The 24,641-nt window shown below is 62.8% G+C and carries 17 protein-coding genes; 12 read left to right on the forward strand and 5 right to left on the reverse strand.

Annotated elements, in window-relative coordinates:
• The first annotated feature begins 31 nt into the window (after positions 1 to 31).
• The 9 genes from ACYVM5_RS05490 to ACYVM5_RS05530 all read left to right on the forward strand — a co-directional run bounded on the left by ACYVM5_RS05490 (position 32) and on the right by ACYVM5_RS05530 (position 14,011).
• The gene (locus ACYVM5_RS05490; protein ID WP_460617127.1) at positions 32 to 2,428 is read left to right on the forward strand and encodes a beta-glucosidase family protein; all 2,397 of its coding nucleotides are present in this window, start codon (positions 32 to 34) and stop codon (positions 2,426 to 2,428) included.
• 71 nt (positions 2,429 to 2,499) lie between these two features.
• Complete coding sequence (locus ACYVM5_RS05495; RefSeq protein ID WP_460617128.1) at positions 2,500 to 5,664, forward strand: SusC/RagA family TonB-linked outer membrane protein; 3,165 nt, start codon at positions 2,500 to 2,502, stop codon at positions 5,662 to 5,664.
• Positions 5,665 to 5,712: 48 nt separating this feature from the next.
• On the forward strand, positions 5,713 to 7,221 hold the full coding sequence (locus tag ACYVM5_RS05500; RefSeq protein WP_460617129.1) for a RagB/SusD family nutrient uptake outer membrane protein: 1,509 nt from the start codon (positions 5,713 to 5,715) through the stop codon (positions 7,219 to 7,221).
• Between the two features lie 40 nt (positions 7,222 to 7,261).
• Positions 7,262 to 8,506: a PKD domain-containing protein gene (locus tag ACYVM5_RS05505; protein ID WP_460617130.1), complete on the forward strand. Its 1,245-nt coding sequence runs from the start codon at positions 7,262 to 7,264 to the stop codon at positions 8,504 to 8,506.
• Between the two features lie 29 nt (positions 8,507 to 8,535).
• The gene (locus ACYVM5_RS05510) at positions 8,536 to 9,411 is read left to right on the forward strand and encodes a glycoside hydrolase family 16 protein (RefSeq protein ID WP_460617131.1); all 876 of its coding nucleotides are present in this window, start codon (positions 8,536 to 8,538) and stop codon (positions 9,409 to 9,411) included.
• A 160-nt stretch (positions 9,412 to 9,571) separates the two neighbouring features.
• Positions 9,572 to 10,402, forward strand: coding sequence for a glycoside hydrolase family 16 protein (locus tag ACYVM5_RS05515; RefSeq protein ID WP_460617132.1), 831 nt, complete (start codon positions 9,572 to 9,574; stop codon positions 10,400 to 10,402).
• 52 nt (positions 10,403 to 10,454) lie between these two features.
• On the forward strand, positions 10,455 to 11,894 hold the full coding sequence (locus ACYVM5_RS05520; RefSeq protein ID WP_460617133.1) for a T9SS type A sorting domain-containing protein: 1,440 nt from the start codon (positions 10,455 to 10,457) through the stop codon (positions 11,892 to 11,894).
• Positions 11,895 to 11,987: 93 nt separating this feature from the next.
• Entirely contained in the window at positions 11,988 to 12,899 is a 912-nt protein-coding gene (locus ACYVM5_RS05525) for a LysR substrate-binding domain-containing protein (RefSeq protein ID WP_460617134.1), read from the forward strand.
• Positions 12,900 to 12,982: 83 nt separating this feature from the next.
• A complete protein-coding gene (locus tag ACYVM5_RS05530) occupies positions 12,983 to 14,011 on the forward strand; it encodes a YeiH family protein (protein ID WP_460617135.1) in 1,029 nt (342 codons plus the stop codon).
• 34 nt (positions 14,012 to 14,045) lie between these two features.
• On the opposite strand, the gene leuB is transcribed toward ACYVM5_RS05530, so the two are convergent.
• The 5 genes from leuB to ACYVM5_RS05555 form a co-directional block, all read right to left on the reverse strand.
• Entirely contained in the window at positions 14,046 to 15,164 is a 1,119-nt protein-coding gene (gene leuB, locus ACYVM5_RS05535) for a 3-isopropylmalate dehydrogenase (RefSeq protein ID WP_460617136.1), read from the reverse strand.
• The gene (gene leuD, locus ACYVM5_RS05540; protein ID WP_460617137.1) at positions 15,158 to 15,766 is read right to left on the reverse strand and encodes a 3-isopropylmalate dehydratase small subunit; all 609 of its coding nucleotides are present in this window, start codon (positions 15,764 to 15,766) and stop codon (positions 15,158 to 15,160) included. Before leuD ends, leuB begins: the two co-directional genes overlap by 7 nt.
• Before the next feature lie 132 nt (positions 15,767 to 15,898).
• Positions 15,899 to 17,293: a 3-isopropylmalate dehydratase large subunit gene (gene leuC / locus ACYVM5_RS05545; protein ID WP_460617138.1), complete on the reverse strand. Its 1,395-nt coding sequence runs from the start codon at positions 17,291 to 17,293 to the stop codon at positions 15,899 to 15,901.
• A 121-nt stretch (positions 17,294 to 17,414) separates the two neighbouring features.
• The gene (locus ACYVM5_RS05550) at positions 17,415 to 17,585 is read right to left on the reverse strand and encodes a hypothetical protein (protein ID WP_460617139.1); all 171 of its coding nucleotides are present in this window, start codon (positions 17,583 to 17,585) and stop codon (positions 17,415 to 17,417) included.
• A gap of 15 nt (positions 17,586 to 17,600) precedes the next feature.
• The gene (locus ACYVM5_RS05555; RefSeq protein ID WP_460617140.1) at positions 17,601 to 18,767 is read right to left on the reverse strand and encodes a 2-isopropylmalate synthase; all 1,167 of its coding nucleotides are present in this window, start codon (positions 18,765 to 18,767) and stop codon (positions 17,601 to 17,603) included.
• A gap of 166 nt (positions 18,768 to 18,933) precedes the next feature.
• Between ACYVM5_RS05555 and ACYVM5_RS05560 the strand changes: the two genes are divergently transcribed.
• The 3 genes from ACYVM5_RS05560 to ACYVM5_RS05570 all read left to right on the forward strand — a co-directional run bounded on the left by ACYVM5_RS05560 (position 18,934) and on the right by ACYVM5_RS05570 (position 24,635).
• Positions 18,934 to 20,478: a hypothetical protein gene (locus ACYVM5_RS05560; RefSeq protein ID WP_460617141.1), complete on the forward strand. Its 1,545-nt coding sequence runs from the start codon at positions 18,934 to 18,936 to the stop codon at positions 20,476 to 20,478.
• 145 nt (positions 20,479 to 20,623) lie between these two features.
• Positions 20,624 to 21,160 (forward strand): DUF4833 domain-containing protein, encoded by a 537-nt coding sequence (locus ACYVM5_RS05565; protein ID WP_460617142.1) that lies wholly within the window; start codon positions 20,624 to 20,626, stop codon positions 21,158 to 21,160.
• A gap of 97 nt (positions 21,161 to 21,257) precedes the next feature.
• On the forward strand, positions 21,258 to 24,635 hold the full coding sequence (locus ACYVM5_RS05570; protein ID WP_460617143.1) for a cyclic nucleotide-binding domain-containing protein: 3,378 nt from the start codon (positions 21,258 to 21,260) through the stop codon (positions 24,633 to 24,635).
• The last annotated feature ends 6 nt before the right edge of the window (positions 24,636 to 24,641 follow it).

Here is a 24,641-nt window from a genome sequence, read left to right on the forward strand (position 1 = left end):
CTCTCGAGTATGGCACAGCTTGCTGTTGACAGTGCCACTTCTGGCCGCCTGCCAGCGCGGGGCTGTGCCCATGGCCACTACTCCCCCGCAGGTTGAAGCCCCAACCGCAGAAGTAGCCCCGCCCACCTTCAGCCCGCGCGTGCAACAGTTGCTCGCACAGATGACGCTAGAGGATAAAATCGGGCAGATGACCCAGCTGAACATTTCGGCGATAAACCATACCGGCTCCAACGGCGACGTCACGCTCGACTCGGCCAAGGCGGCGGGCCTGGTCCGGGATTTTCATATTGGCTCATTCATCAACGGGGAGGCGGTGCCGGCCGTGCAATGGCTGCGCTACTCGGCCGCGCTCCAGCGCATTGCCCTGCGCGAGTCGCGGCTGCACCTCCCCATGATTTACGGCATCGACCACATGCACGGGGCCAGCTACGTGGGGGGCACGGCCATTTTCCCGCACAACATCAACCTGGGGGCCAGCTTCAACCCGGCCCTGGCCCGACAGGCCGCCCGCGCCACCATCCTCGAATCGGCGGACCTGGGCCACCACTGGGTATTTGCCCCGGTGCTGGATTTGGGCCTGAATGCCTACTGGCCCCGGTTCTACGAAACGTTTGGCGAAGACCCGCTGGTAGCAGCCACGCTCGGCACTGCTTTCACCGTTGAACTTCAGACCAATACCGAAATTGCGCCCTACAAAGTAGCGGCCTGCGGCAAGCATTTCCTGGGCTATTCCGACCCGCGCAACGGCTGGGACCGCACCAATGCCCTCATCCCCGACCAGCGGCTGCAGGAGTTCTTCCGGCCTTCGTTTCAGGCCGCAATCGATTCCGGCCTGAAATCCATCATGATTAACTCGGGCGAAATCAATGGCGAACCGGTGCATGCGTCCAAGGCCATTCTCACCGATTTGCTGCGCCGCCAGATGGGTTTCAAAGGTGTGGCCGTAACCGACTGGGAAGACATCAACCGATTGGTGCGGGTGCAGAAAGTGGCCCCCAACGAGAAGGAAGCTACTTGGATGGCCATCGACGCAGGCGTGGACATGGCCATGACGCCTTACACCACCAGCTTCTGCCGCATCGTGAAGGAGCTGGTGCAGGAAGGCCGCCTGACGCAGGCCCGCATTGACCTTTCGGCGGGCCGGATTTTGCAGATGAAGGACGAAATCGGCCTTTTTGAAAACCCCATGCCCCGCGCCGACCGGCTTAGCCGCATCGGCGACCCGGCCCTGCGGGCGCAGGCCGTGGCCGCCGCCCGTGAGTCGGTGGTACTGCTTAAAAATGAGCGCAATGTATTGCCAATGAGCCCGGCTCGCGTGAAGCGGCTGCTGGTGGTTGGCCCCTCGGCGGACTCCCGCGCCAACCTCTGCGGCGGCTGGACGCTGGCCTGGCAAGGGCGCGCTGAAGACGCTTACCCGAAGGACGTGCCCACGCTGCTGGAGGCGCTACGGCAGGAGTACCCGCAGGCAAAAGTTGAGCTGCTGCCCTACCGCGATGGCGCCGGCAAGATGCTGCTGGCCAACATTTCTGCCGCTGCCAAGCAGGCTGATGCCGTGGTGCTGGCCCTGGGCGAGCGGCCCTACACCGAAGGCCTGGGCAACACCTCGGACCTGACCCTGCCCGCAGACCAGCAGCAGCTGGCACAGGCGGCGCAGGCCAGCGGCAAGCCCACGGTGCTCATCGTGATTGGCGGGCGGCCGGCTATTATTCGCGGCGTGGCCGAGGGCTCGTCGGCCATTATCTGGGCGGGGCTGCCGGGCTACGGCGGAGGCACGGCGCTGGCCGAAATCATCAGTGGGAAGACCAATCCGAGCGGCAAGCTGCCATTTACCTACCCGCAGTTTGCCGGCCACATCACCAATTACCACCACGACAATAACGAGAACAGTCTCGATTTGAGCGACTTTGGCGCGGGCTATGCGCTGCCGGGAGCCAAGTACAAAAGCTCGATGCTGACCGAGTTTGGCGAGGGCCTGAGCTACACCACTTACGCCTACTCCGGGTTAGCCCTGAGCGACTCGGTGCTGACCGGGCCGGCCGCCCGACTGCGCGCCACGGTGCGCGTGGCCAACACCGGCCCCCGGGCCGGCCAGGAAGCCGTGCTCTGGTTCCTGACCGATGAAGTTGGCCGCATTGCCCGCCCGGTGCGAATACTGAAGCACTTTGAAAAACAAACCTTTGCCGCCGGCCAAAGTCAGCAGCTGGCATTCGACATCGACCCACTGCGCGACCTGAGCTACCCCGATGGCCAGGGCCGCCCGCAGCTGGAAACCGGTTGGTACACCCTGCGCGTGGGCTCCCAGACGGCCCGGTTCCGCTACGTGGCCGGGCCGGTGGCCAGCGCCACCCCAGCCTCGGGCAAAACCACGGGGGCTGTGCGCTCAATTTCTGACCAGTCGCGCAGCGCTACGGCCGCCGCGCCGCACTAATCATTTCGTAAAACCACTGGCCGCGTTTCGGCAGCCAATCTCTTCGCTTACCGCTTTTTAAAACTCCCACCATGAAGCGAACTTTTTACCTGATTGCGCTACTGCGGCGCACCACCGTATTGCTGGCTTGCGGGCTGCCGGTACTGGCGGCCGGCCTGCCGGTAGCGGCCGCTACCCGCCCGGTAATGCGCCCGGCGGCCGATGTGCCCGTGAGCGGCCGCGTGACCGGCGCCGACGGCAATGGCCTGCCAGGCGTGACCGTGCTGGTGCGTGGCACTTCCCTCGGCACTTCCACCGGGCTCGACGGTACTTTTTCACTGAATGCCCCCGAAGGCAGCACACTGGTATTCAGCTTTGTGGGTTTCACTACCCAAACAGCGGTGGTAGCCAGTGGTACTCCCATTAACGTCACGCTGCGCGAAGATGCCCAAAAGCTGAACGAAGTGGTGGTGGTGGGATACGGCACCCAGGACCGGGGCAGCGTTTCTAGCGCCATTTCCTCGGTTTCGGGACGTGACATTGCTACCCAGCCGGTGGCCGACCCCACGCAGGCGCTGCAAGGCCGCGCGGCAGGCGTGACCGTGACGCAGAATTCGGGCGCGCCGGGTGGGGCAGGCGGTACGCAGGTGCGGGTACGCGGCATCACGTCGGCCGGCAACAACTCGCCGCTGTACGTGGTGGACGGCTTTCCGCTGCCATCGTCAGATGCGGGTGGCAACAGCGTGGAAAACCAGTTGAACGCCATCAACCCCAATGACATTGAGACAATTGACGTGCTGAAGGATGCTTCGGCCACTGCTATTTACGGCCTGCGGGCCGCCAACGGCGTGGTCATCATCACCACCAAGCGCGGCAAGGCGGGTACTTCCAGCATCAACGTGGACGGCTACCGCGGCATTCAGCAGGTGTGGCGCAAGCTCGATTTGCTGAACGCGGAGCAGTATGCGGTTATCAACAACGAAAGCATTCTGGCACAGGGCTCTTCGCCGGTGCAGGAGAAGCTGCGCGACCCCAAATCGTTGGGCGCGGGCACCGATTGGCAGAAGGCCGTTTTCCGGCCTACGGCCGTGATTCAGAGTTACAATCTGAGCGCGGCGGGTGGCAGCGAGAAGGCGCGCTACGCGGTTTCGGGCGGCTACTTCCAGCAGGACGGCACGCTGAATGGGTCTAATTTTGAGCGTTTTACGCTGCGGGCCAATGGCGACATCCAGCTCAGCAAGCGTGTGAAAATTGGCAACAGCCTGTCGGTAACGCACCTGAGCGACCGGCAGCTGAACACCGGCAACGACGAGTTTGGGGTGCTGAACAACGTGCTGCAGGCCCCGCCGGTGCTGCCCGTGTACCGCCCCGATGGCACCTGGTACGAAGCTGTGAAAGCTGATAACTACGTGGAGCCCAACCCGGTGCTGCAGTCGCTGATTGCCAACAACAAGTTTAACCGCAACCGGGTGCTGTCGACGGTATTCGCCGAGGTGGAGCCGCTGAAAAACCTGCGTTTCCGCACCAACGTGGGCGTGGACCTGATTTTCGACAACGGCAGCGGCTTCACGCCTTCGCTGGGGCCGAACTCGCCGCGCAACGGCCCGGGCACGGCGTCGGCCTACGCGTTTTCGAACTACAACCCCGGCTACCTCATCGAGAACACGCTGACCTATGACCGGCTGTTTGCCGAGAAGCACCAGGTGACGGTGCTGCTGGGGCAGTCGGCCCAGGAGTTCAATTTCAACTCGGTGAGCGCCAACCGCGTGGGCTACCTCAGCAACGACCTGCAGCAGCTCAACAACGGCCCGCAGACCAACCAGACCAACAGCGGCACCAGCAGCCAGACGCGCCTGGCCAGCTACTTCGGCCGGGTGAACTACGACTTTGCCGGTAAGTACATTTTCTCGGCCACGCTGCGCTACGACGGTACTTCGGCCTTTGCCACGGGCTACAAGTTTGGCTTCTTCCCGGGAGCCTCGGTGGGCTGGCGCTTGTCGGAGGAAGCATTCATTAAGGACATCACCGTCATCAGCAACCTTAAGCTGCGGGCCGGCTACGGCCGCGTGGGCAACCCACTGAACGCCGGGCAGTTTGCTTATCTGGCCACCATCAACACGGGCATTACCTATCCGTTTGGGCCCACCAACGTGGCCACGGGCACGCAGACCATCAATTCGGGGGCGGCCCCTACCCGCGCCCAGAACACGCAGCTGCGGTGGGAAGACAACGTGCAAACCAACATTGGTGTAGACGTGGGGTTGTTCGGCAACCGCATCGAGGCCACGGTGGACGTGTATAACCGCCGCTCGCCCAACCTGATAAACAACGTACCGGCCTACCTCGTGACGGGTACTTACGAGGCCGTGCCTACCAACTCGCTGGTGTCGTACAACCGGGGTATTGATGTGTCGGTTTCGACCCGCAACCTAGTGGGCGGCGACCGGGGCCTGACCTGGACGACTTCGGCGGTGTTCTCGGCCTATAAAAACCGGATTGAGGACCTGGGCACGGGCGGCACGGCCTTCAATGGGGCCACCAACCGCAACGGCACGGCCATCGTGCGCTACGACAAGGGCCAGCCCTTCGGCGCGTTCTATGGCTACGTGGCCGAGGGCCTGTTTCAGACGCCGGAGGATGTGAAGAACCACGCCACCCAGACCGTAAACCCCGACCCCGGCAAAAGCACCGGCCCCGGCGACATCCGCTTCAAGGACCTGAACGGCGACGGAAAAATCACTGACGCCGACCGCACTTTCATCGGCAACCCCAACCCGGACTTTACCTACGGCCTGAACAACACGGTGAGTTGGCACGGGCTGGACCTCAACGTGTTTGTGCAGGGCTCGCAGGGCAACGACGTGTACAACCTGAACCGCGTGTACACCGAAGGCGGCCTGTATAGCAACGGCAACAGCAGCACCCGCGTGCTGGGCCGCTGGACCGGCCCCGGCACCAGCACCGACGTGCCCCGCGCCATTGCCGGCGACCCCAACCAGAACCTGCGCGTGAGCAGCTACTTCCTCGAAGACGGCTCCTACCTGCGCATCAAGACCCTGACTGTGGGCTACAACCTGCCCAAATCCCTCACCCAGCGCGTGGCCGCCCAAAGCCTGCGCGTGTACGTGACCGGCCAGAACCTGGTGACCCTGACCAAATACACGGGCTTCGACCCGGAGCTCGGCGGCCGCGGCATCGACTTTGGCGTGTACCCACAGTCGCGGGTGTATTTGGCGGGCGTCAACATCGGCTTTTAAGCGCCGGGCCGCCTTTTCCTAATCAGTCGCTTTTATCTCTCCCACCAGATGAACTTCCTCCCTAAAACCGCCGCCGTGGGCTTTCTGCTGAGCCTGGGCCTGCTCTCGGGCTGCGGCGAAAAATTCCTGGATGAGTCGCCCCGCGACCAGCTCACGACCGAGAACTTCTACAAGACCGAAACCGACGCCATCCTGGCCACCAACGCGGTGTACTCGCAGCTGAGCCGCAAGGGCCAGTACAACTACTCGCTGTGGGGCATCGGCGACATCATGTCGGACAACTCCAACACCGGCGGCGGCGGCGGCGGCGACGGGGCCGAGGAAATCCAGCTCGACCAGTTCAACATTCCCAGCAGCAACCCCATGACCAGCGCCCTGTGGGCCGGCTGCTACGTGGGCATCGGCACGGCCAACCTGGTGCTGCAAAAAGTGCCCACCATCACCAACATGAGCCCGGCCATCCGGACGCGCTGCCTGGGCGAGGCGCAATTCCTGCGCGCCAAGTACTATTTCGACCTCGTGCGCTGCTTCGGCGATGTGCCGCTGCTGACCACGCCGCCCGCTAGCCCGGCCGATGCCGCTATTCCGCGCACGCCTGCCGCCAAGGTCTACGAGCAAATTATCACCGACCTGACGGCCGCCAGCGGCAGCCTGCTGGGCAGCTACAGCGGCGCCGACCTGGGCCGCGCCACCAAGTGGGCCGCCATGGGCCTGCTGTCCAAAGTGCAGCTCACGCTGGGCAACAAGGCCGAAGCCGCCCGCCTGGCCCAGCTCATCATCACGACTGGCCCGCACAGCCTGTGGGCCAACTACGGCGACAACTTCAAGCTGGAAAACGAGAACGGCAAGGAGTCGCTGTTCGATGTGCAGTTTGTGTACGACCCTTCGCAGTCTTACGATTTCAACCACCTGGGCTTCGTGGGCAACGAGTTTTTTGCCCCGCGTGGGCAAGGGCTGGCCCCGCAGGGCGGCTACGGCTTCAACATCCCCGAGCCCAATTTCGTGGACGGCTACGAGGCCGGCGACCGCCGCCAGGCCGTCACCATCTTCAAGCCCGGCGACCCCTACCCGGCCGGCAGCACCTACCCCTCGCAGCCAGCCTCGCTGGCGGGCTCGCCCAATGGCTACAACGTGCGCAAGTGGCTGGTGCCCAAAAGCGTGACCAACGTGTGGGACTCGCCGCTTAATATTTCGGTGATGCGCTTGGCCGAAGTGTACCTCATTGCCGCCGAAGGCCTGGGCGCCTCGCCCGATGGTTTCAAGTACCTCAACATCGTGCGCCGCCGGGCTTTTGGCGAAGACATGGGCAGCGCCTCGCCCCAGCCCCACGACCTGAACAGCAACAACACCAACGACTTTGCGGCCGCCGTGCTGCGTGAGCGCCGCTACGAATTGGCTTTCGAGGACGACCGGTGGTTCGACCTCAAGCGCACCAATAAGCTGCTCACCAACGCCCACCTCATTAGCAAGGGCATCAAGCCCTTCAACGTCGTGCTGCCCATTCCGCAGTCGGAGCGCGACGCCAACCCCAACCTGACGCAAAACGATGGCTACTAAGCGAATCGGCTCATTCCCACCCATGCTATCCTCCGTTCCCATGCTTTGCTCTTTCCGTCAATCTGCGTTGCTGCTGGCCCTGGGGGCCGTGGCGTTGGGCTCGTGCCGCAAAAAAGAAGTGGATTCGCTGGAAGGCCCCGTGCCCACCGCCGGCTTCACCGTGTCCCTGAACACGACCGTGTATCCGGTGGTGGCCACTTTCACCAACACCAGCGCCGACGGCTTCCTGTACCAGTGGGATTTTGGCGACGGCTCGCCCCTCGTGTCGGGCCGCGACGTGACCCACACCTACACCCTGCCCCGCACCTACCAGGTAAAATTGGTGGTGGCGGGCCGGGGCGGCACGGGCACCGCGCCGATGGATGTCACCATTCCATCGATTTGCAGCAATGCGGCCTATGCCGCCCTCATCGACTGCGGCAAGTCGAATACCACCAGCTGGACGTATTCGGACCAGCCGGGCGCTATCAAAACCTTCGCCGCCAATGGCACTACGCAGCTCAGCGCCTCGGGCGTGCTGCCCGACTGCCAGGGCGACGACCAGTTTCAGTTCGACCAGACATTTAGCTACACTTATGATGGCGGCGACAACTGCGGCGCGAACCTGAACGGCAAGAGCAGCTTCATTTTCCGCCCTCTGGCCAATGGTCTGGGGCAGATTGTGCTGCAACGCCCCAAGTCCTTTATCGGCCTCACGGACTCGGTGGTGAATAAAACCTACGACATCGTGGAAGCCTCGGCCACCGTGCTGCGCCTGCGCGGCACCAAGCCCAACGGCACCATCACGGAAGTAACGCTGATGCCCACCCCGCCCCAACTGGTCATCACCGAGCGCCGGCTCACGGGGGGTAGCTCGCGCACCTGGGTGCTCGATAACACGGTGACGAACCCCATTACGGTCGGCACCGAGGCGGCGCCGGAATCTTACTACCCGAACGGGCCAACGGTGGCGGCCGGCACTCTGCCCGCCTGCCAGGCCGACGATGAATACACCTTCACCAGCAGCCACAGCTTCATCTACGATGCCAAGGCGGAGACGTTTGTGGCGGGGTCGTATTCGTGCCAGGCGCCGCGCTCGCTCACCACTACGTTCACGTTTGGGCAGGCGTCGGGCGCGGGAGTGGGGCAGTTTGTGCTGACGGCCCCCACGGCCTTCATCGGGGCCACCGATGCCGGGGCTGACCACACCTACCGCATCCTGTCCATCAACAACCGCACGATGGTGCTGCGGGCCGGCGGCCCGACGGCCGACCCGGTGTTCACCTTCAAGATGCGGGTGAAATAAGCCTCCCACCTATCCTTTTCGACCTTCTCATGACGCTATTTTCATTTTCCCCGCGACTCGTTCCGGCCCTGGCGGCCGTAGCCCTGGCCGCCAGCAGCTGCACCCAGAACCCGCCCGGCCCGACCATCGTCGAAACCGCGGCGGTAACCCCGGAGCCCGTGAATGCCGACATTAAATCCTACGGCAGCTACCGCACGCTGGTGTGGAGCGACGAATTCGACGGCACTTCGCTTAACCCGCAGAAGTGGGTGCCCGAGATAAAGGACGTGTGGTACAACAACGAGCTGCAGGCCACCACCGACTCGCGCAACAACCTGGGCGTCACCAACGGCAACCTGGTGATTACGGCCCAGCGCGAGGCCTACCACGGCCGCGCCTACACCTCGGCGCGCATCAACACCAAAGGCCTGCGCGACTTCACCTTCGGCCGCCTCGACATTCGTGCCAAGCTGCCCAAGGGCAAGGGCATCTGGCCCGCTATCTGGATGTTGGGCTCGAACGACAGCCAGGTGAGCTGGCCGGCCTGCGGCGAAATCGACATTATGGAGCTGCGCGGCAGCACGCCGCAGGTGAACGTGAGCACGCTGCACTTCGGCAACAGCGTGGCTACCAAGCCGCAGCCGCTTTCCACAACTTATGCTCTGCCCGGTGGCGGAGATTTTTCGCAGGCCTTCCACACGTTCAGCATCATCCGGGCCCAGGACAAAACCGAGTGGTACGTGGACAGCGTGAAGTACTTCACCACCACCCAGGCCCAGGCCTCGCCCTACCCCTTCAACAACCCGTTCTACATGATTCTGAACGTGGCCGTGGGCGGCGACTTCGACGGCAACCCCGACGGCACTACCACCTTCCCCCAGCAGATGCTGGTGGACTACGTGCGCTACTACAAATACAAGGAGTAGCCCGGCCTGATACCGCCGTTCACTCCGGCCGGGGCTTGGTGAGATACCCCGCCGGATTGGGCGTTGGCCGCCGGTCCAGTGGGCTGGCGGCCAATAGGCATTGTTCTTTTCGGCCTTGAAGCCACCCGGGATTTATCCCCATTTTTTTCCACTTATCCGCATGATTTCCACATTACTACCCGGCTTGCTGCTATTGCTTAACGGTACTGCACCAGCTCCGAAAGCGGCCGTGGCTCTGCCGCGCTACACCTTCAGCAAGCTGGCCTGGAGCGACGAGTTCAACTACGCCGGCCTGCCCGATTCCACGAAGTGGACTTACGACGTGGGCGGCAGCGGTTGGGGCAATAAGGAAGAGCAGTACTACACGAAAAAGCGCCGCGAAAACGCCCGCGTGGAGGGCGGCAACCTCATCATCGAGGCCCGCAAGGAGGCGCTGGTGGCCGGCAACGGCTACACGTCGGCCCGGCTGGTATCGCGCGGCAAGGGCGGCAGCCAGTTGTATGGGCGGTTCGAGATTCGGGCTAAGCTGCCCGGTGGCCGCGGCACCTGGCCCGCCATCTGGATGCTGCCCGACAAGAACCCCTACGGCAACCACGGCTGGCCCGACAACGGCGAAATCGACATCATGGAGCATGTGGGCTACGACCCCAACGTGGTGCACGCCACCACCCACTGCAAGGCCTACTATTTCCGCATCAACACCCAAAAAACCGGCATCACGAAGCTGCCCGACGCCATTTCGGCCTTCCATACCTACTCCATGGAATGGACGCCGGAAACCATCACGGCGCAGGTGGATGGCCAAATCTACTTCGCTCACCGCAACGAGGGTACCGGCTGGGAAACCTGGCCCTGGGACCAGCCTTTCCACCTGCTGCTCAACATTGCCGTGGGCGGCGAGTGGGGCGGCCAGAAGGGTATCGACGAAGCCGCCTTTCCGCAGCAGATGGTGGTGGACTACGTGCGCTTCTACCAGATGAAAAAGGAGTAGCCAACCAGATTCAAACCCAATCCCAATTTTTCACCTTCTCACCAATTCCCACATGAACAACTTTACCAAACTACTGTGCGCCGCAGCGTTAGTTACCGGTGCAGCCCAGGCTGCTTCGGCCCAAACCCTGTACGACAACTTCGAGACGACGCGCATTGTGGCCTACCCGGTGGTGGAAGGTACGCTGGTGCAGAACACGCCCAACCCCGGCACCAACACGGTGAACAGCAGCACCACCTGCGCCTCCTACACCCGCCAGGGCAGCGCGCAATACGCCGTGCTGGTGGTGAAGCCCAACAACGCCCGCATGGCCGATGTGGCCGCCTACGCCACGGGCGGCGCCAAGCGCATCAGCATCAAGTTCCGCAGCCCGGCGGCGGGCATCACGGTGGGCGCGGTGCTACAAAACAGCACCAAATCGAACACGCTGCCCTACCCGGCCGGTAAATTCGGCACCGAGTTCACGGCCGTGACCACCGTGGCCAATGCCTGGGAAACCCTCACCTTCACGCCCAGCGCGGCGGGCGGTGGCAATTTTGATGCGACGGTGCTGTCGGGTGATATCGACCAGATGCTGTTTCAGGTAGCGCCCGGCACCAACAACGCCGCCACGTACTACCTCGACGACATTATGGGGCCGGAGCTGGTGGCCGTAACGCCGCCCACCGGCACCGGCATGGCCGTGCGCCAGCTCTACGACAACTACGAGGGCACTCGCGTCATCAAGTACATCGCCTACAAAACGGCCGGCGGCCTCAAGGTTGATACCCTGAACAACTCGGTGAGCACCGGCAACACCAGCGCCCACGTGGCCCGCTACACCCGCTCGACCCAGCAGTACGATTCCTTCGTGATGCAGCCCCGGGGCGCGGCCCTGGCCGACGTTACCAACTTCAAAAACAACACCCTGCACATGACGCTGAAGGTGTTCAGCACCACCCCGGGCACCGTTTATCAGATTACGCTGCAGGACTCGACCGTGGCCGGGGCCACCAACTACCCGGCCGGCCGCAACTCGGAATACACCGCCACCACCACGGCCACCAACGCCTGGGAAACCCTCAGCTTCAACTTCGTGAACGCGCCCAGCGGCACGCCCAATACCGGCCTGAACGAGATTGTGCTGCTGGTGGCCCCCAACACCTTCGACCGCCGCAAAGTGTACCTCGACGACTTTACCGGCCCGAGCCTGGTGGGTTTCGTGTCGGCCACCCGCACCGTACAAACCACGTCGGCCGCCTTCGCCCCAGCCTACCCCAACCCCACCTCGGGCCTCACGCAGCTGCCTTTCAGCCTGCAAAAACAGGCGGTGGTGAGCCTGGCCGTTTTCGATAACCTGGGCCGCCGCGTGGCCCAGCTGATTGATGGCGAAACCCGTGCCGCCGGCCAGTTCACCGCCGAGCTGAACGCCGCCAAGCTGGCCCCCGGCTTCTACACCTGCCGCCTCACCGTGGACGGCGTGGCCCTGAGCCGCCCGCTGAGCGTGGAATAATTTGCCCTTTCCTTTCCACATGAAAAAGCCCCGGTCAATTCTGGCCAGGGCTTTTTTCGTGCGTTTGAAAGCGGCCAGCGCGTACTTTCGGCCATGTCTGATTTTCGCCTTCGCGTGTTCCAGGCCGTGGCCCGGCACCTGAGCTTCACCAAAGCCGCCCAGGAGCTGTTCGTCACGCAGCCGGCCGTTACCAAGCACATCCACGAGCTGGAAAAGCACTACGGCCAGCGCCTGCTGGAGCGGCGCGGCAACCGCGTGGCCCTCACCGAAGCCGGCCGCCTGCTCCAGAGCCACGCCGAAGCCGTGGCCGCCTCGGCCCAACAGCTCAACGACCAGCTCCTGACCCTGCGCGACCCCGACGAAGCCGCCGGCCGCCTGCGCCTGGGCGCCAGCACCACCCTCTGCCAGTACGTGCTGCCGGGCGTACTGCCCGCCTTCCAGGCCCGCCACCCCAACGTGCAGCTCACCCTGGCCAACGCTAATTCGGAGCACATTGCCGAGGCCCTGCTGCGCGGCGAGCTCGACCTGGGCTTTGTGGAAGGCCGCTCCCGCAGCCGCGACCTGCACTACGAGCTGCTGCTCCCCGATGAGCTGGTGGCCGTGCGCCGGGCCACGCCCACCGGCCCGCCCACCACGCCCCTGCCCCTGGCCGAGGCCCTGGCCCACCCGCTGGTGTTGCGCGAGCGCGGCTCGGGCACCCTTGAGGTGCTGGAGTTTGCCCTGCGCGAGCTCAAAATCAAGCTCAACGCCCTCCCGGTAGCTTTTTATTTCGACAACACCGAATCCATCAAGGGCTACCTCGAAGCTGCGCCCGAGGCAATGGGATTTGTATCGTGCCGGGCGCTGGCCCGCGAACTCACCGCCGGGCGGCTCGAAATAGTGCCCGTGGAAGGCCTGCGCCTCACCCGGCAGTTTGAGGCCGTGTGGGTGCAGGGCAAGCAATTGCCCCGCGCCGCCCAGCGGTTTCTCAGCTTCGCCCAGCAGCAGCTTAATCCCTTTTTATAACCACAGGTAATTTCGAATAACCTTTTTCAATTACCTATCCTACAGGCGTCGCCGTAAATTTGGGGCACTCACTCTCCTGCCTCATGGCCCATCCCACCCTGTTGCCACCCACCGCGCCGCCTCCCGCCGGCCCGGCCGATACTGGTATTTTCCGACACTTCCACACGCCGCATCTGGTATTCGGCCACCCCGTTACGGGCCGGCAGGTGGTGTTTGGGCTGCTGTTGCTATTCTGCCTCACGCCGTGGGCCTCGCCGCCGGTGGCGCTGGCGCTGGGCCTGCTGCTGGCCCAAACGCTGGGCAACCCCTTCGCCCGCCACACCAGGATGGCCACCGCCAAGCTACTGCAATACTCGGTGGTGGGTCTGGGCTTCGGCATGAATGCGCACGCGGCGGTGCAGGCCGGCCGGGAGGGCATTCTGTTTACGGTAGCGTCCATCTTCGGCACGCTGGTGCTGGGGTATTTTGCGGGGCGCTGGCTGGGGCTGGGCCGCCACGTTACGCACCTTATTTCCTGCGGCACTGCCATTTGCGGGGGTAGTGCGATTGCGGCCGTGGGCCCGGTTATCAAGGCGAAGGACGAGGAAATGTCGGTGGCGCTGGGCACAGTGTTCGTGCTCAATGCCATTGCGCTGTTCGCCTTCCCGCCCATAGGCCACGCCCTGGCCATGACGCAGCAGCAGTTCGGTTTGTGGTGCGCCATTGCCATCCACGACACCTCGTCGGTGGTAGGCGCGGCCAAAGTCTACGGCGACCAGGCCCTGCAAGTCGCCACCACCATCAAGCTGGCCCGCGCCCTCTGGATTATCCCGGTCAGCATCGGCACCGCCCTCATTTTTAAACAAAAGGGCGTTAAAATCAAGGTTCCTTATTTCATCTTCGGCTTCATCGCGGCCATGCTGCTCAATACCTACGTGCCTGCCCTGCATCCGCTGGGACCGGTGTTGGTGGCACTGGCTAAAATCGGCCTTACGGTCACGCTGTTTTTCATCGGGGCGGGGCTGTCGGCGGCCACGCTGCGCTCGGTAGGGGCCAAGCCATATTTGCTGGGCGTGTTGCTGTGGGGAGTGATTTCGAGCGTCTCGCTCTACGTCATTCTGCACACGGTATAGGGCAGAAGCCGGGCCGAAAAAGGACATCCTGCCATCAAATAATCGTGCTGACGCCAATTTCCACGTTGTTCTTGTTCCATTGCTTCTCGTTGGAATCGGCAATCCAGAAGGCGATGTAATTGCCCACTTCCTCGGTGGTGTAAGGCGCGGTAGGGTTCAGTTCGGGCGTGAGAATGCCGTTGTTAAGGGCCTCGTCTACGGCCTCGCGCACCAAGGCGGCTTCGGCAGGAAGTTCCAGGTGCTCCAGCAGCATCGCGGCCGAAAGAATGGCGGCAATGGGGTTGGCAATGCCCTTGCCTTTCGCCTGCGGGTAGGAGCCGTGAATGGGCTCGAACAGCGCCACCGCCTCGCCGATGGAGGCCGAGGGCAGCAGGCCCATGGAGCCGGCAATGACCGAAGCCTCGTCGGAAATGATATCGCCGAACATATTCTCGGTCAGAATCACGTCGAACTGCGTGGGGCTGAGAATAACCTGCATGGCGGCGTTGTCCACAAACAGATAATCCACCGTCACTTCCGGGTAATGCGAAGCCATTTCGCGCACCACTTCGCGCCAGAGGCGGGAGGTTTCCAGCACGTTGGCTTTATCAACCAGCGTCAGCTTTTGCCGGCGGCCGGCGGCGGCCTGAAACGCCAGGTGCGCGATGCGCTCCACTTCGGGGCGGCTGTAGGTACAATGGTCGTAGGCGGCCTCGCCATCGGCGGTGCGGCCTTTGTCGCCGAAGTAGATGCCGCCCGTAAGCTCCCGGAAGATAACCATGTCGGTGCCCTGGATGCGCTCTTTTTTGAGGGGCGAATGGGCCAGCAGCACGTCGTAGGCCGTGACGGGGCGGATGTTGGCGAACAAACCCAATTCCTTGCGCAGGCGCAGCAGGCCCTGCTCGGGGCGCACTTTGGCGCTGGGGTCGTGGTCGTATTTCGGGTCGCCGATGGCGCCCAGGAGCACCGCATCGGCGGCGCGGCAGGCTTCGAGGGTTTCGTCGGGCAGGGGGTTGCCGGTGGCGTCGATGGCGCAGGCGCCCATCAGGTGCGAACTGAGGTCGAAGCGGTGGTCGAACCGCTCGGCTACGGCTTCGAGCACTTTCACGGCCTGCCGGCACACTTCCGGCCCGATGCCATCGCCGGGCAACACGGCTATTTTCTTGCTTACCATTTTGTTTCCCAGGTCCAGGGTCGGTTTTGTTCGTAGGCTTCGATGGCCGGCTTCTGGCTCACCAGATAGTCGATATCGTCGTAGCCATTAATGAGGCATTCCTTTTTGTAGGCATCGATTTCGAAGTTGAAACTGTCGCCGGTGGCGGGCACGTGCAGCGTCTGCTCGGGCAGGTTCACCACGAATTGGGTATCGCCGTCCTTTTCTGCCAGGGTAAACAAGCGGGCCAGTTCGGCATCGGTCACTTGCAGCGGCAGCAGGCCGGTATTCAGTGCGTTGCCCCGAAAAATATCGGCGAAGTAGCTCGAAATCACCACTCGAAAGCCGGCGTCGTACAGCGCCCAGGCCGCGTGCTCGCGGCTGGAGCCGCAGCCGAAATTCTTGCCTGCCAGCAGAATCTGGCCGGCGTAGCACGCATCGTTGAGCACGAAGTCGGGCTTCGGCGTACCATCGGGGTAGTAGCGCCAGTCGCGGAACAGGTTTTCGCCAAAGCCTTCGCGCGTAGTCGCCTTCAGGAAACGGGCCGGAATAATCTGGTCCGTATCGATGTTTTCGAGCGGCAGCGGCACCGCGGCGGAATGCAGGGTCTGGAATTTTTCCATTTGGAGTAGCAACAAAATCGTCTGTCATCCTGAGCGCAGCGAAGGACCTTATCAGGTCAGAACGACGTGCAGTAATTCGGATATTTCAAGCGTGATAAGGTCCTTCGCTGCGCTCAGGATGACAGGTTTAACTCAATTCAAATACTGCGTGATATCCACAATCCGCCCCTGCACCGCCGTAATGGCCGCCACCAGCGGACTCGCCAGCAGCGTGCGCGAGCCCGGCCCCTGTCGCCCTTCAAAATTTCGATTTGAAGTAGCTACGCAATAAGCGCCGGCCGGAATTTTGTCCTCATTCATGGCCAGGCAGGCGCTGCAGCCGGGTTCGCGCAGCTCGAAGCCGGCCTCAGCCAGAATCTTATCCAGCCCTTCGGCTCTGGCCTGCTGCTCTACCTGCTTCGAGCCGGGCACGATGATAGCCTCCACGTGCCCGGCTTTCTGCTTGCCGCGCACATAGGCCGCCACCGCCCGCAAATCCTCGATGCGCGAGTTGGTACAGCTGCCGATGAACACGTAGTTGATTTCCTTGCCCAGCAGCGACTCGCCCCGCTGAAAGCCCATGTATTGCAACGACTTGTCGAAGCTTTCGGCCTCGCTGGCCGGCACCTCGCTGGGGATGTGCCCATTCAACGCGATGCCCATGCCGGGGTTGGTGCCGTAGGTTATCATCGGAGTAATCGCCGCCGCGTCGAAGCAATGCTCGGCATCGAAAACGGTGTCTTCGTCCGAAAACAACGTTTTCCAATAAGCTACGGCCTGCTCCCAGGCGGCTTCCTGGGGGGCATAGGGCCGGCCTTTTACATAGGCAAACGTAGTTTCATCGGGCGCGATGAGGCCGCCGCGGGCGCCCATTTCGATGCTCATGTTGCAAACCGTCATGCGGCCTTCCATGCTGAGGGCGCGCACGGCGCTGCCAGCGTATTCCACAAAGTAGCCGGTGGCCCCGCCGGTGCCGAGCTGTGAAATCACGTAGAGAATCAGGTCTTTGGCCGTAACGCCGGGCTGCAGCTCGCCCTCCACCGAAATGCGCATGCGCCTGGGGCGGCTCAGTAGCAGGCATTGCGTGGCCATCACCTGCGCTACCTGACTGGTGCCAATGCCAAAGGCCACCGCGCCAAACGCGCCGTGCGTGGAGGTGTGGCTGTCGCCGCACACGATGGTAGTGCCGGGCAGCGTAAGGCCCAGCTCCGGCCCGATAACATGGACAATGCCTTGACGGGCGTGGCCCAGGCCGTAGAGCTCCACGCCGTACTTGGCGCAGTTGGCGGTGAGTTTATCCACCTGCGAGCGGCTGAGCGGCTCCGCTATGGGCAGGTGCTGGTGGCGGGTGGGCACGTTGTGGTCGGCCGTGGCGAGGATGCGCGCCGGGCGAAACAGCGGCAGGCTGCGGGCTTCGAGCTCGTCGAACGCCTGCGGGCTGGTCACCTCGTGGATGAGGTGCCGGTCGATATACACGATATCCAGGCCGCCGGGCGCAGTTTTCACCACGTGGGCTTCCCAGATTTTATCGAATAAGGACTTCGCCATTTTTAGAGGTGTAGAGACGCATATTTGCGTCTCAGCGTAAAGGTGGTTTTGGAGGAAAAAAACGAGGTGCTATTCAGGTGGACCTGACGCCGAGACGCGAAGCGTCGCGTCTCTACATCGTTCAGCCTTCTGCCTGGGTGAAGTCGGCGGCCGTGGGGGCGGCTTGCTGAATCACGGCGACGGCGTAGCTAATCCAGTCGGCGCAGCGCTGGGGGAGCGACGCCGGCTGTTCGGGTTGGTGGTTGTCGGTGGAAGCGGCAAGGCTGGTATAATGCGTTTCAGCGGCAGTCATAGTATTATCTTTTAATCAATTAGCAGTCATTAATTTCTCCTGTTCGACCAGCTGGTGCAAGTCTTTGTCGACCACTTCGCGCTGGCGGTCGGCAAGCTGCAGGAAGCTGGCGTAGGCCTTGTTCAGCTCGGGCTTTTCGAAGTCGTAGCCCAGCTTCTGCAGGCGGTAGGCCAGCGCGGCGCGGCCGGAGCGGGCCGTGAGCACAATGGACGAATCGGCCACGCCTACTTCCTGCGGGTCGATGATTTCGTAGGTTTCGCGGTGCTTGATGATGCCGTCCTGGTGGATGCCGCTGCTGTGCGAAAAGGCATTGGCGCCCACAATGGCCTTGTTGGGCTGCACGGGCATGGTCATCAGGTGCGACACGATGGCCGAGGTTTCGGCCAGCAGGCGGGTGTTGATGCGGGTGTCGAGGTTGAGGTAGGGGTGCTGGCGCAGAATCATCACCACTTCCTCCAGGGCCGTGTTGCCGGCGCGCTCGCCCACGCCGTTGATGGTGCATTCAATCTGCCGGGCCCCGTTCATCACGCCGGCAATGGAGTTGGCGGTGGCCAGGCCCAGGTCGTTGTGGCAATGTGTGGAAAGGCGCACGGTGTGAATGCCGCGCACGTTTTCGTGCAGAAACTTGATTTTTGCGCCGTATTCCTGGGGCAGGCAGTAGCCGGTGGTGTCGGGGATATTGAGCACCGTAGCGCCGGCCCGGATAGCCGCCTCGCACACCTGGGCCAGGAATTCGTTGTCGGTGCGGCCGGCGTCTTCGGCGTAGAATTCCACGTCCTCCACGAAGCTTTTGGCGAGCTTCACGGCCGCAATGGCGCGGGCCAGCACGTCCTCGCGCGTAGTGCAGAGCTTGTGCTGAATGTGCACATCCGAAGTGCCGATGCCGGTGTGAATGCGCGGGTAGCGGGCGGACTTTAAAGCCTCGGCGGCCACGCGGATGTCGTTTTCGACGGCCCGCGAGAGGCCGCATACCGTCGCTTCGCGGGTTTGGGCGGCGATGGCCTGCACGGCGGCAAAATCGCCGGGGCTCGACACCGGAAAGCCGGCCTCAATCACGTCAACGCCGAGCTGTTCGAGCTGGCGGGCAATGAGCAGTTTCTCGTCGCGGTTTAGCTTGCAGCCCGGCACCTGTTCGCCGTCGCGGAGCGTGGTATCGAATATTTGGATTTGCTGGGTGGCCATGCGATAATCGCCCGGAACTGAGGGGCGGCGGTTGTGAATAGGTTGGCAAGAAGGCCCCCGCGCCAGCGCCGCAAAACCGCGTTTTTGAAAAATCTACTATTTCCAAAAGCCGGTTTTCACCAAATAACCATTTTTATATCAGATACTTGAATTATCATTTTATACAATGCCTACCAAAAGCCCGGAGCCCGTTTTTCAGCTGATAAAGTCCCTGACGCGGACCGAGAAACGCCATTTTCGGCTGTTCACCAGCCGGCCGGGCGCGGGCGAAGACCTGAAATTCCTGCTCCTTTTCGATGCGCTCGACGCGCTGGAAACGTCCGATGATGCCGCCGTGATGGCCCAGGTGCCCAGTCTGAAGCGGGTGCAACTGGCCAACCTCAAGGCCAACCTCTACCGCCAGATTCTGGCCAGCCTGCGCGTGTACCACGCCGGCCAGAACCCCGATATTCAGCTGCACGAGCAGCTCGACTACGCCCGCGTGCTCTACAACAAGGGCTTCTACCAGCAGGCGCTACGGATGCTGGAAAAGGTGAAGCAGGGCGCGCGCCAGGCCGAAATGCCGCACATCGTGCTGCTGGCCCTCGATTTTGAGAAGCTCATCGAAAGCCAGTACATCACCCGCAGCCTGAAGGACCGGGCCGATACCCTTACCGCCGAAGCCACCGACACCGTGGCCCACCTGGCCAACCAGCACGCGCTCAGCAACGCCTCGCTGCGGCTGTATGGGCTGTACCTGAAAGCCGGACACGCCCGCAACCGCGCCGACCACGAGCGCATCACGGCATTTTTTCGAGAGAATATGCCCGCGGTTCCGGCCAACGAGGGCGGCTTTTTCGAGAAGCTGTATTTCTACCAGGCCCACGTGTGGTACCACACGCTCGACCAGGATTTCCGGGCCGGCTACCGCTATGCCCAGAAGTGGGTCGACTTATTTGAGGCCGCGCCGCAAATGAAGGAGCTGCAAACCATGCTCTACATCAAGGGCCTGCACAATTTGCTAGCCTCGCTCTATAACCTACTGTACTACAGCAAATTCAAGCAGGTATTGAATACCCTGGAAGAGTTTGCCGCCAACCAGACCCGCCGCAGCAGTCCCAACACCGAAATCCTGCTCTTCCAGTACCTCTTCACCAACCGCATCAACGCTTATTTCCTCGAAGGCCGCTTCACAGAGGGCCTGGAAATCATCCCCGACCTGCTGGAGCAATTGGAGCGCTACAAGCCGCAGCTCGACCTACACCGCACGCTGGTGCTCTACTACAAAATTGCCAGCCTGTATTTCGGCAGCGGCGAGTTTGAAAAAGCCATCGAATACCTGAACCTGATTATTCAGCACAAGGAACTAAGCCTGCGCGAGGACCTGCAATGCTTCGCCCGCATCCTGAATTTGATTGCCCACTACGAGGCCGGCGACGACGCGAGCCTGGATTATCAGATTCGCTCGGTGTACCATTTCCTGGGCAAGATGGACGACCAGCAGCCCATGCAGGTCGAGATTTTCCGGTTTCTGCGCACGGTGGGCAGCATTGCGCCGCACGAGGTGCGCGAGGCGTTTATCCGGCTGCGCGACAAGCTCATTGTCATCGCCGCGATGCCTTACGAGGGCCGTCCGTTTCTCTATTTGGATATCATTTCGTGGCTGGAAAGCAAGATTGCCGGGGTGCCGGTGCAGGAAGTGATGCAGCGAAAGTTCCGGCAGATGAAGTAGCGCGGACTTTGTAGTCCGCGAGTGAGCGCAGCGAGCATCGGTCGCGTGGTGCGGCTGCGGCGGTTCGCTGCGCTCACTCGCGGACTACAAAGTCCGCACTACATACGGGCGTACCTTTGCGGGCCCATTCACTCCCTTCAAAACAATGTCGGCAACGACCTTCCTGCTGCTTTTAAACCTACTCTTCGCCCTGCCGCCGGCCCCGAAACCAACCACCGTTTTTCCGGTGCCGAGCGGCGTGCCCAACCAGCTTTTTTACCTGCAGCGCGACCCGAACACCAACACCGTCATCTACCAGCTGAACGTGGACCGCGCCGGGCACCTCAACGAAGACGAGCCCGTGAACGTGTTCTGGATTCGCTACGACGAGCACGGCGAGCGCAAGGAGTTGAACTTCATCCAGCGCAAATTCGCCTACGGCCTCACGGCCGAAAAGCTGGCGACCGATAAGTACGAGCTGAAATTCGCGGCTTACAACAAAGTGCGGTTCTACCTGCTGCGCTCACCCACGGATAAGGCGCTCCACGTCTACACCACCATCGCCGGCAAGCAGATTCAGCTGGAGCGCGTATTTCTGCGCATCGAGGGCGGCACATTCTGGGTGCCGAATGTGAAGTACATCGAGTTCAAGGGCCTGAATACGGCTACTCTCCAGCCCATAGCGGAGCGGATTATACTGTAGCTAACTTGTAGCGCGGGCTTTTAGTCCGCGAGTGAGGGGTAACTGAACAAGCAGTCAGGCTACGCCACGCGCGGACTAAAAGTCCACGCTACCTGCCATGCCGTGTATCTTTGGCTACGGCCGGGCCACCTGGTCCGCCCCCCTTTCCTGCATGATTTCGGCCGCTTCTCTGCAAAACCTGTTTGGCATCAAAGCCAGCGAAACCCGCACCGTGGGGCTGTTTTTGCTGCATAATTTCCTGCTTGGCATCGGCTCGGTGCTGGTGTACGTGGCGGCCAACGTGCTGCTGCTCGAGCACAACCCCGAGCACAGCCTGCCGCTGGGCTACATCGTGGGCGCGCTGGCCATGATGGCCGTGGGCAAAATCTACACCCATTTCGAGCATCATTACCTGCTGAAAAAACTGGCCGTGCGCGTGCTGCTGGCCGTGGTAGCCCTCACCGGAGTGATGGGCGTGCTGGTGGCGGTGGGGCATTCGGTGGCGGCGGCCGTGGCCATCATGGCCGGCTACCGCGTCATTTACCTGCTCACTAACCTCGAATTCTGGGGCGTTTCGGCGGTGGTGTTTGATGTGCGGCAGAGCAAGCGCCTGTTTAGCATCATCAGCTCGGGCGACATGCCGGCCAAGGCATTGGGCGCCGTGCTGGCCGCCCTGATTCACGGCGACGCACAGCTGCCGGTGCTGCTGGGCGTGTCGTTTGTGGCCTACCTGGGGGCGCTGTTCACGCTGCGGGCCACGCTCAGCTCGCACGTGGTGGAGGCCACAGCGCGGCCGGTGCGGGCCGTGGTGCGGCCGGCGAAAAAGCTGGTGCAGCAGCTCTTCGGCGGCAGCCAGCTGGTGCTGGCTATGTGCCTGAGCCTGATAACCATTGCCGGGGTGATTACGGCCGTGGAATACATGTTTTTTCTGAACGTGAAGCATAAGTTTCACGAGTCGGAGGACGTGATGCAGTCGGTGGGCTGGCTGCTGGCGGCCACGTACTTAGCGGCCACGTTCTTCAAGCTGCTGGTAAGCCGGCAGGCGCTGGAGCGCTACGGTGTGCAGTGGTCGCTGCGGCTGCTGCCGGTGGTGGCACTGGTGGCGCTGGCCGTGTTTGGCGGCTACAAAGTGGCTAGCGGCTACTCGCAAACAGGGCAATTGGCCTTCTACTGCGGGCTATACCTGCTGCTCGAAGTGCTGCGCCGCACCGTGTTCGACCCCGTGTTTCTGGTGCTGTTTCAGCCGCTGGCCCCGCCGCAGCGGCTGGCCGCTCACACACTGGCCAAGGGCTTTTACGAGCCGGTGGGCATGGCGCTCACGGGCGTGCTGTTCTTCGCGCTACGCTCGTCGGGTTTGCTCGATGGCGGCCTGCCTTTCTTCTGGATGGGTGCGCTGCTGCTATTATCCCTGTTGTTTCTGCGCCGGACCTACCTGAATTACCTGGCCGAATTGAAAGAGGGCCTGGGCCGCCGCTTTGCCGAAACCGCCGACCTAGCCCTGCCCGATGCGGCCCGCCACGTCGTGCTGGCGCACCTGCTCAGCCCCCACCCTACCGAGGTACTGAATGCCGTGGCCTGGCTGCGCAAGCACGAACCCAAGTCGCTACCCGAACACACCCCGCGCCTGCTGGAATACCCCGACGAGCGGGTGCGCCTGGCCCTGCTGGCCACGCCCGAAGCCCGCCTGCTGCCCGTGGAAGCCCTCCAGGGCCTGGCCCTGCGCGACCCCGCCGCCGCTGTGCGCGAAGCCGCCGCCCATCGACTGGCCGCCGCTATTCCCGACGCGCCGGCCGTGGCCGCACTGCTCACCGCCGACGACCTGGCTGCCCGCCAGGGCGCCATCCGGGGCAGCCTGGAAGCAGATTCTCAGCACGAAGCCGCCCAGCACAGCCTCTACCGCCTGCTGCCGAGTGCGGGAAATAACCCCGGTCCCACGGCCGAACTGGCCGCGCTGGCTTTGCTCCCGTTTTTTCCACTTGATATTCAAAACGAGTTAATTAAACGCCAGCTAGCCAGCCCCAAACCCGAGGTAGCACAGGCCGCCCTCCGCGCCATCGGTACTGTGGGGCACCTCGAATTGGCCCACCACCTATTGGCGGCCCTCAACGACAAGCACCGCTGGCAAACGGCCGCCGATAGCCTCGTGGCGCTGGGCCCGCCCGTGGTGCCGCTGGTGCGTGAGGCCCTGCTGCACGACGCCGAGCCCGCCCACCCGCAACGCCTGGCTTCGGTGCTGGAGCGCCTCGATACGTCGGCCAGCCGTGCCGCGCTGGTGGAGCTGGCCCGGCACCCACACCTGTTTTCGCGCGGGGTGGCGCTGCGGGCGTTGCGCCGCTTTCCGGCCCGCACGGCCGACCGGCCGGTGTTCGAGCAGTTGCTGCGCGAAGAATTCACCCTGGCCGCGCAGCTGCTGCAAGGGCTGGTGAATACCGGCGGTAAGCACTTCACGGCCACCATCGACTATGAGCTGACGCTGCTGCACCAGCGCGTGTTCGGCCTGCTGGCTCAGCTTTATGATGCCGAGCTGGTGGCGACGGCCCAGCGCAACGTGGCGCACGCCGCCCGCGAGCGCCAGGCCAACGCCCTCGAAATCCTCGACAACCTAATTCCGAGGCCCATTTATCAGGGCCTGCAAGCTTTGCTTGATGATTCGCCGGTGGCGGAAAAGGCCCGGCTGTTTGCCAGCCTCACGGCGCATAGTGCGCCGGCCCGCCCGCACCCGATGGTGGCCATGGGCACGGCCTCGGCGGCGGGCAGCGCGGTAGTCTCGCCGCCGCACTTGGTGGCCGAGGTGCCACCCGCCTCTGAACCCCTGCCTACGCTGCTGCTGCGGCGCGGCCATGCCACTTTCACGTCGTGGACGCTGAGTGTGGCCCTGCGCCACTGGCAGCCCACCGAACCCGATGCGCCGGAACTACTGCGCCCCTATCTCACTTCGCATTACCTGCTGCTGCGCGAAAGCGCCCAGCTGGCTGCCGCTTCACTGGCAGCCCATCGAGGCCAGCCCTTATCCGCCCTCAATCTTCCCGCCATGAGTCATTCGCACGCGACCACCGAGTCCAAAATCTCCGCTCTGGAGCGGGTGGTGGTGCTCAAAAGCACCGCCCTGTTTGCCACTACGCCCGAAAATGTGCTCAGCAGCATCGTGCCCATCATGAAGGAAGTAACGTTCCGGGAGGGCGAGGAGATTTTTGCCAAAGGCGACATCGGCACCTCGCTTTTCATCGTGCACGATGGGCAGGTGGGCGTTTTCAACGGCCCACAGCAGCTGGCCACGTTCGGGCCGGGCGACTTTTTTGGCGAGCTGGCCCTGCTCGATGCTGAGCCGCGCTCGGCCACGGCGGCAGCGCTGAGCGAGGTGCTGGCCTTCCGCATCGACCAGGAGGATTTCTATGATGTGATGGAGGAGCGTGCCGAGGTGCTGCGCAACATCCTACGCATGCTGTGCCAGCGCATCAGGACGCAAAACGAGAAGATGCGCGAGCTGACGGAATAAGCAGTT

This window comes from Hymenobacter ruber (assembly GCF_054783255.1).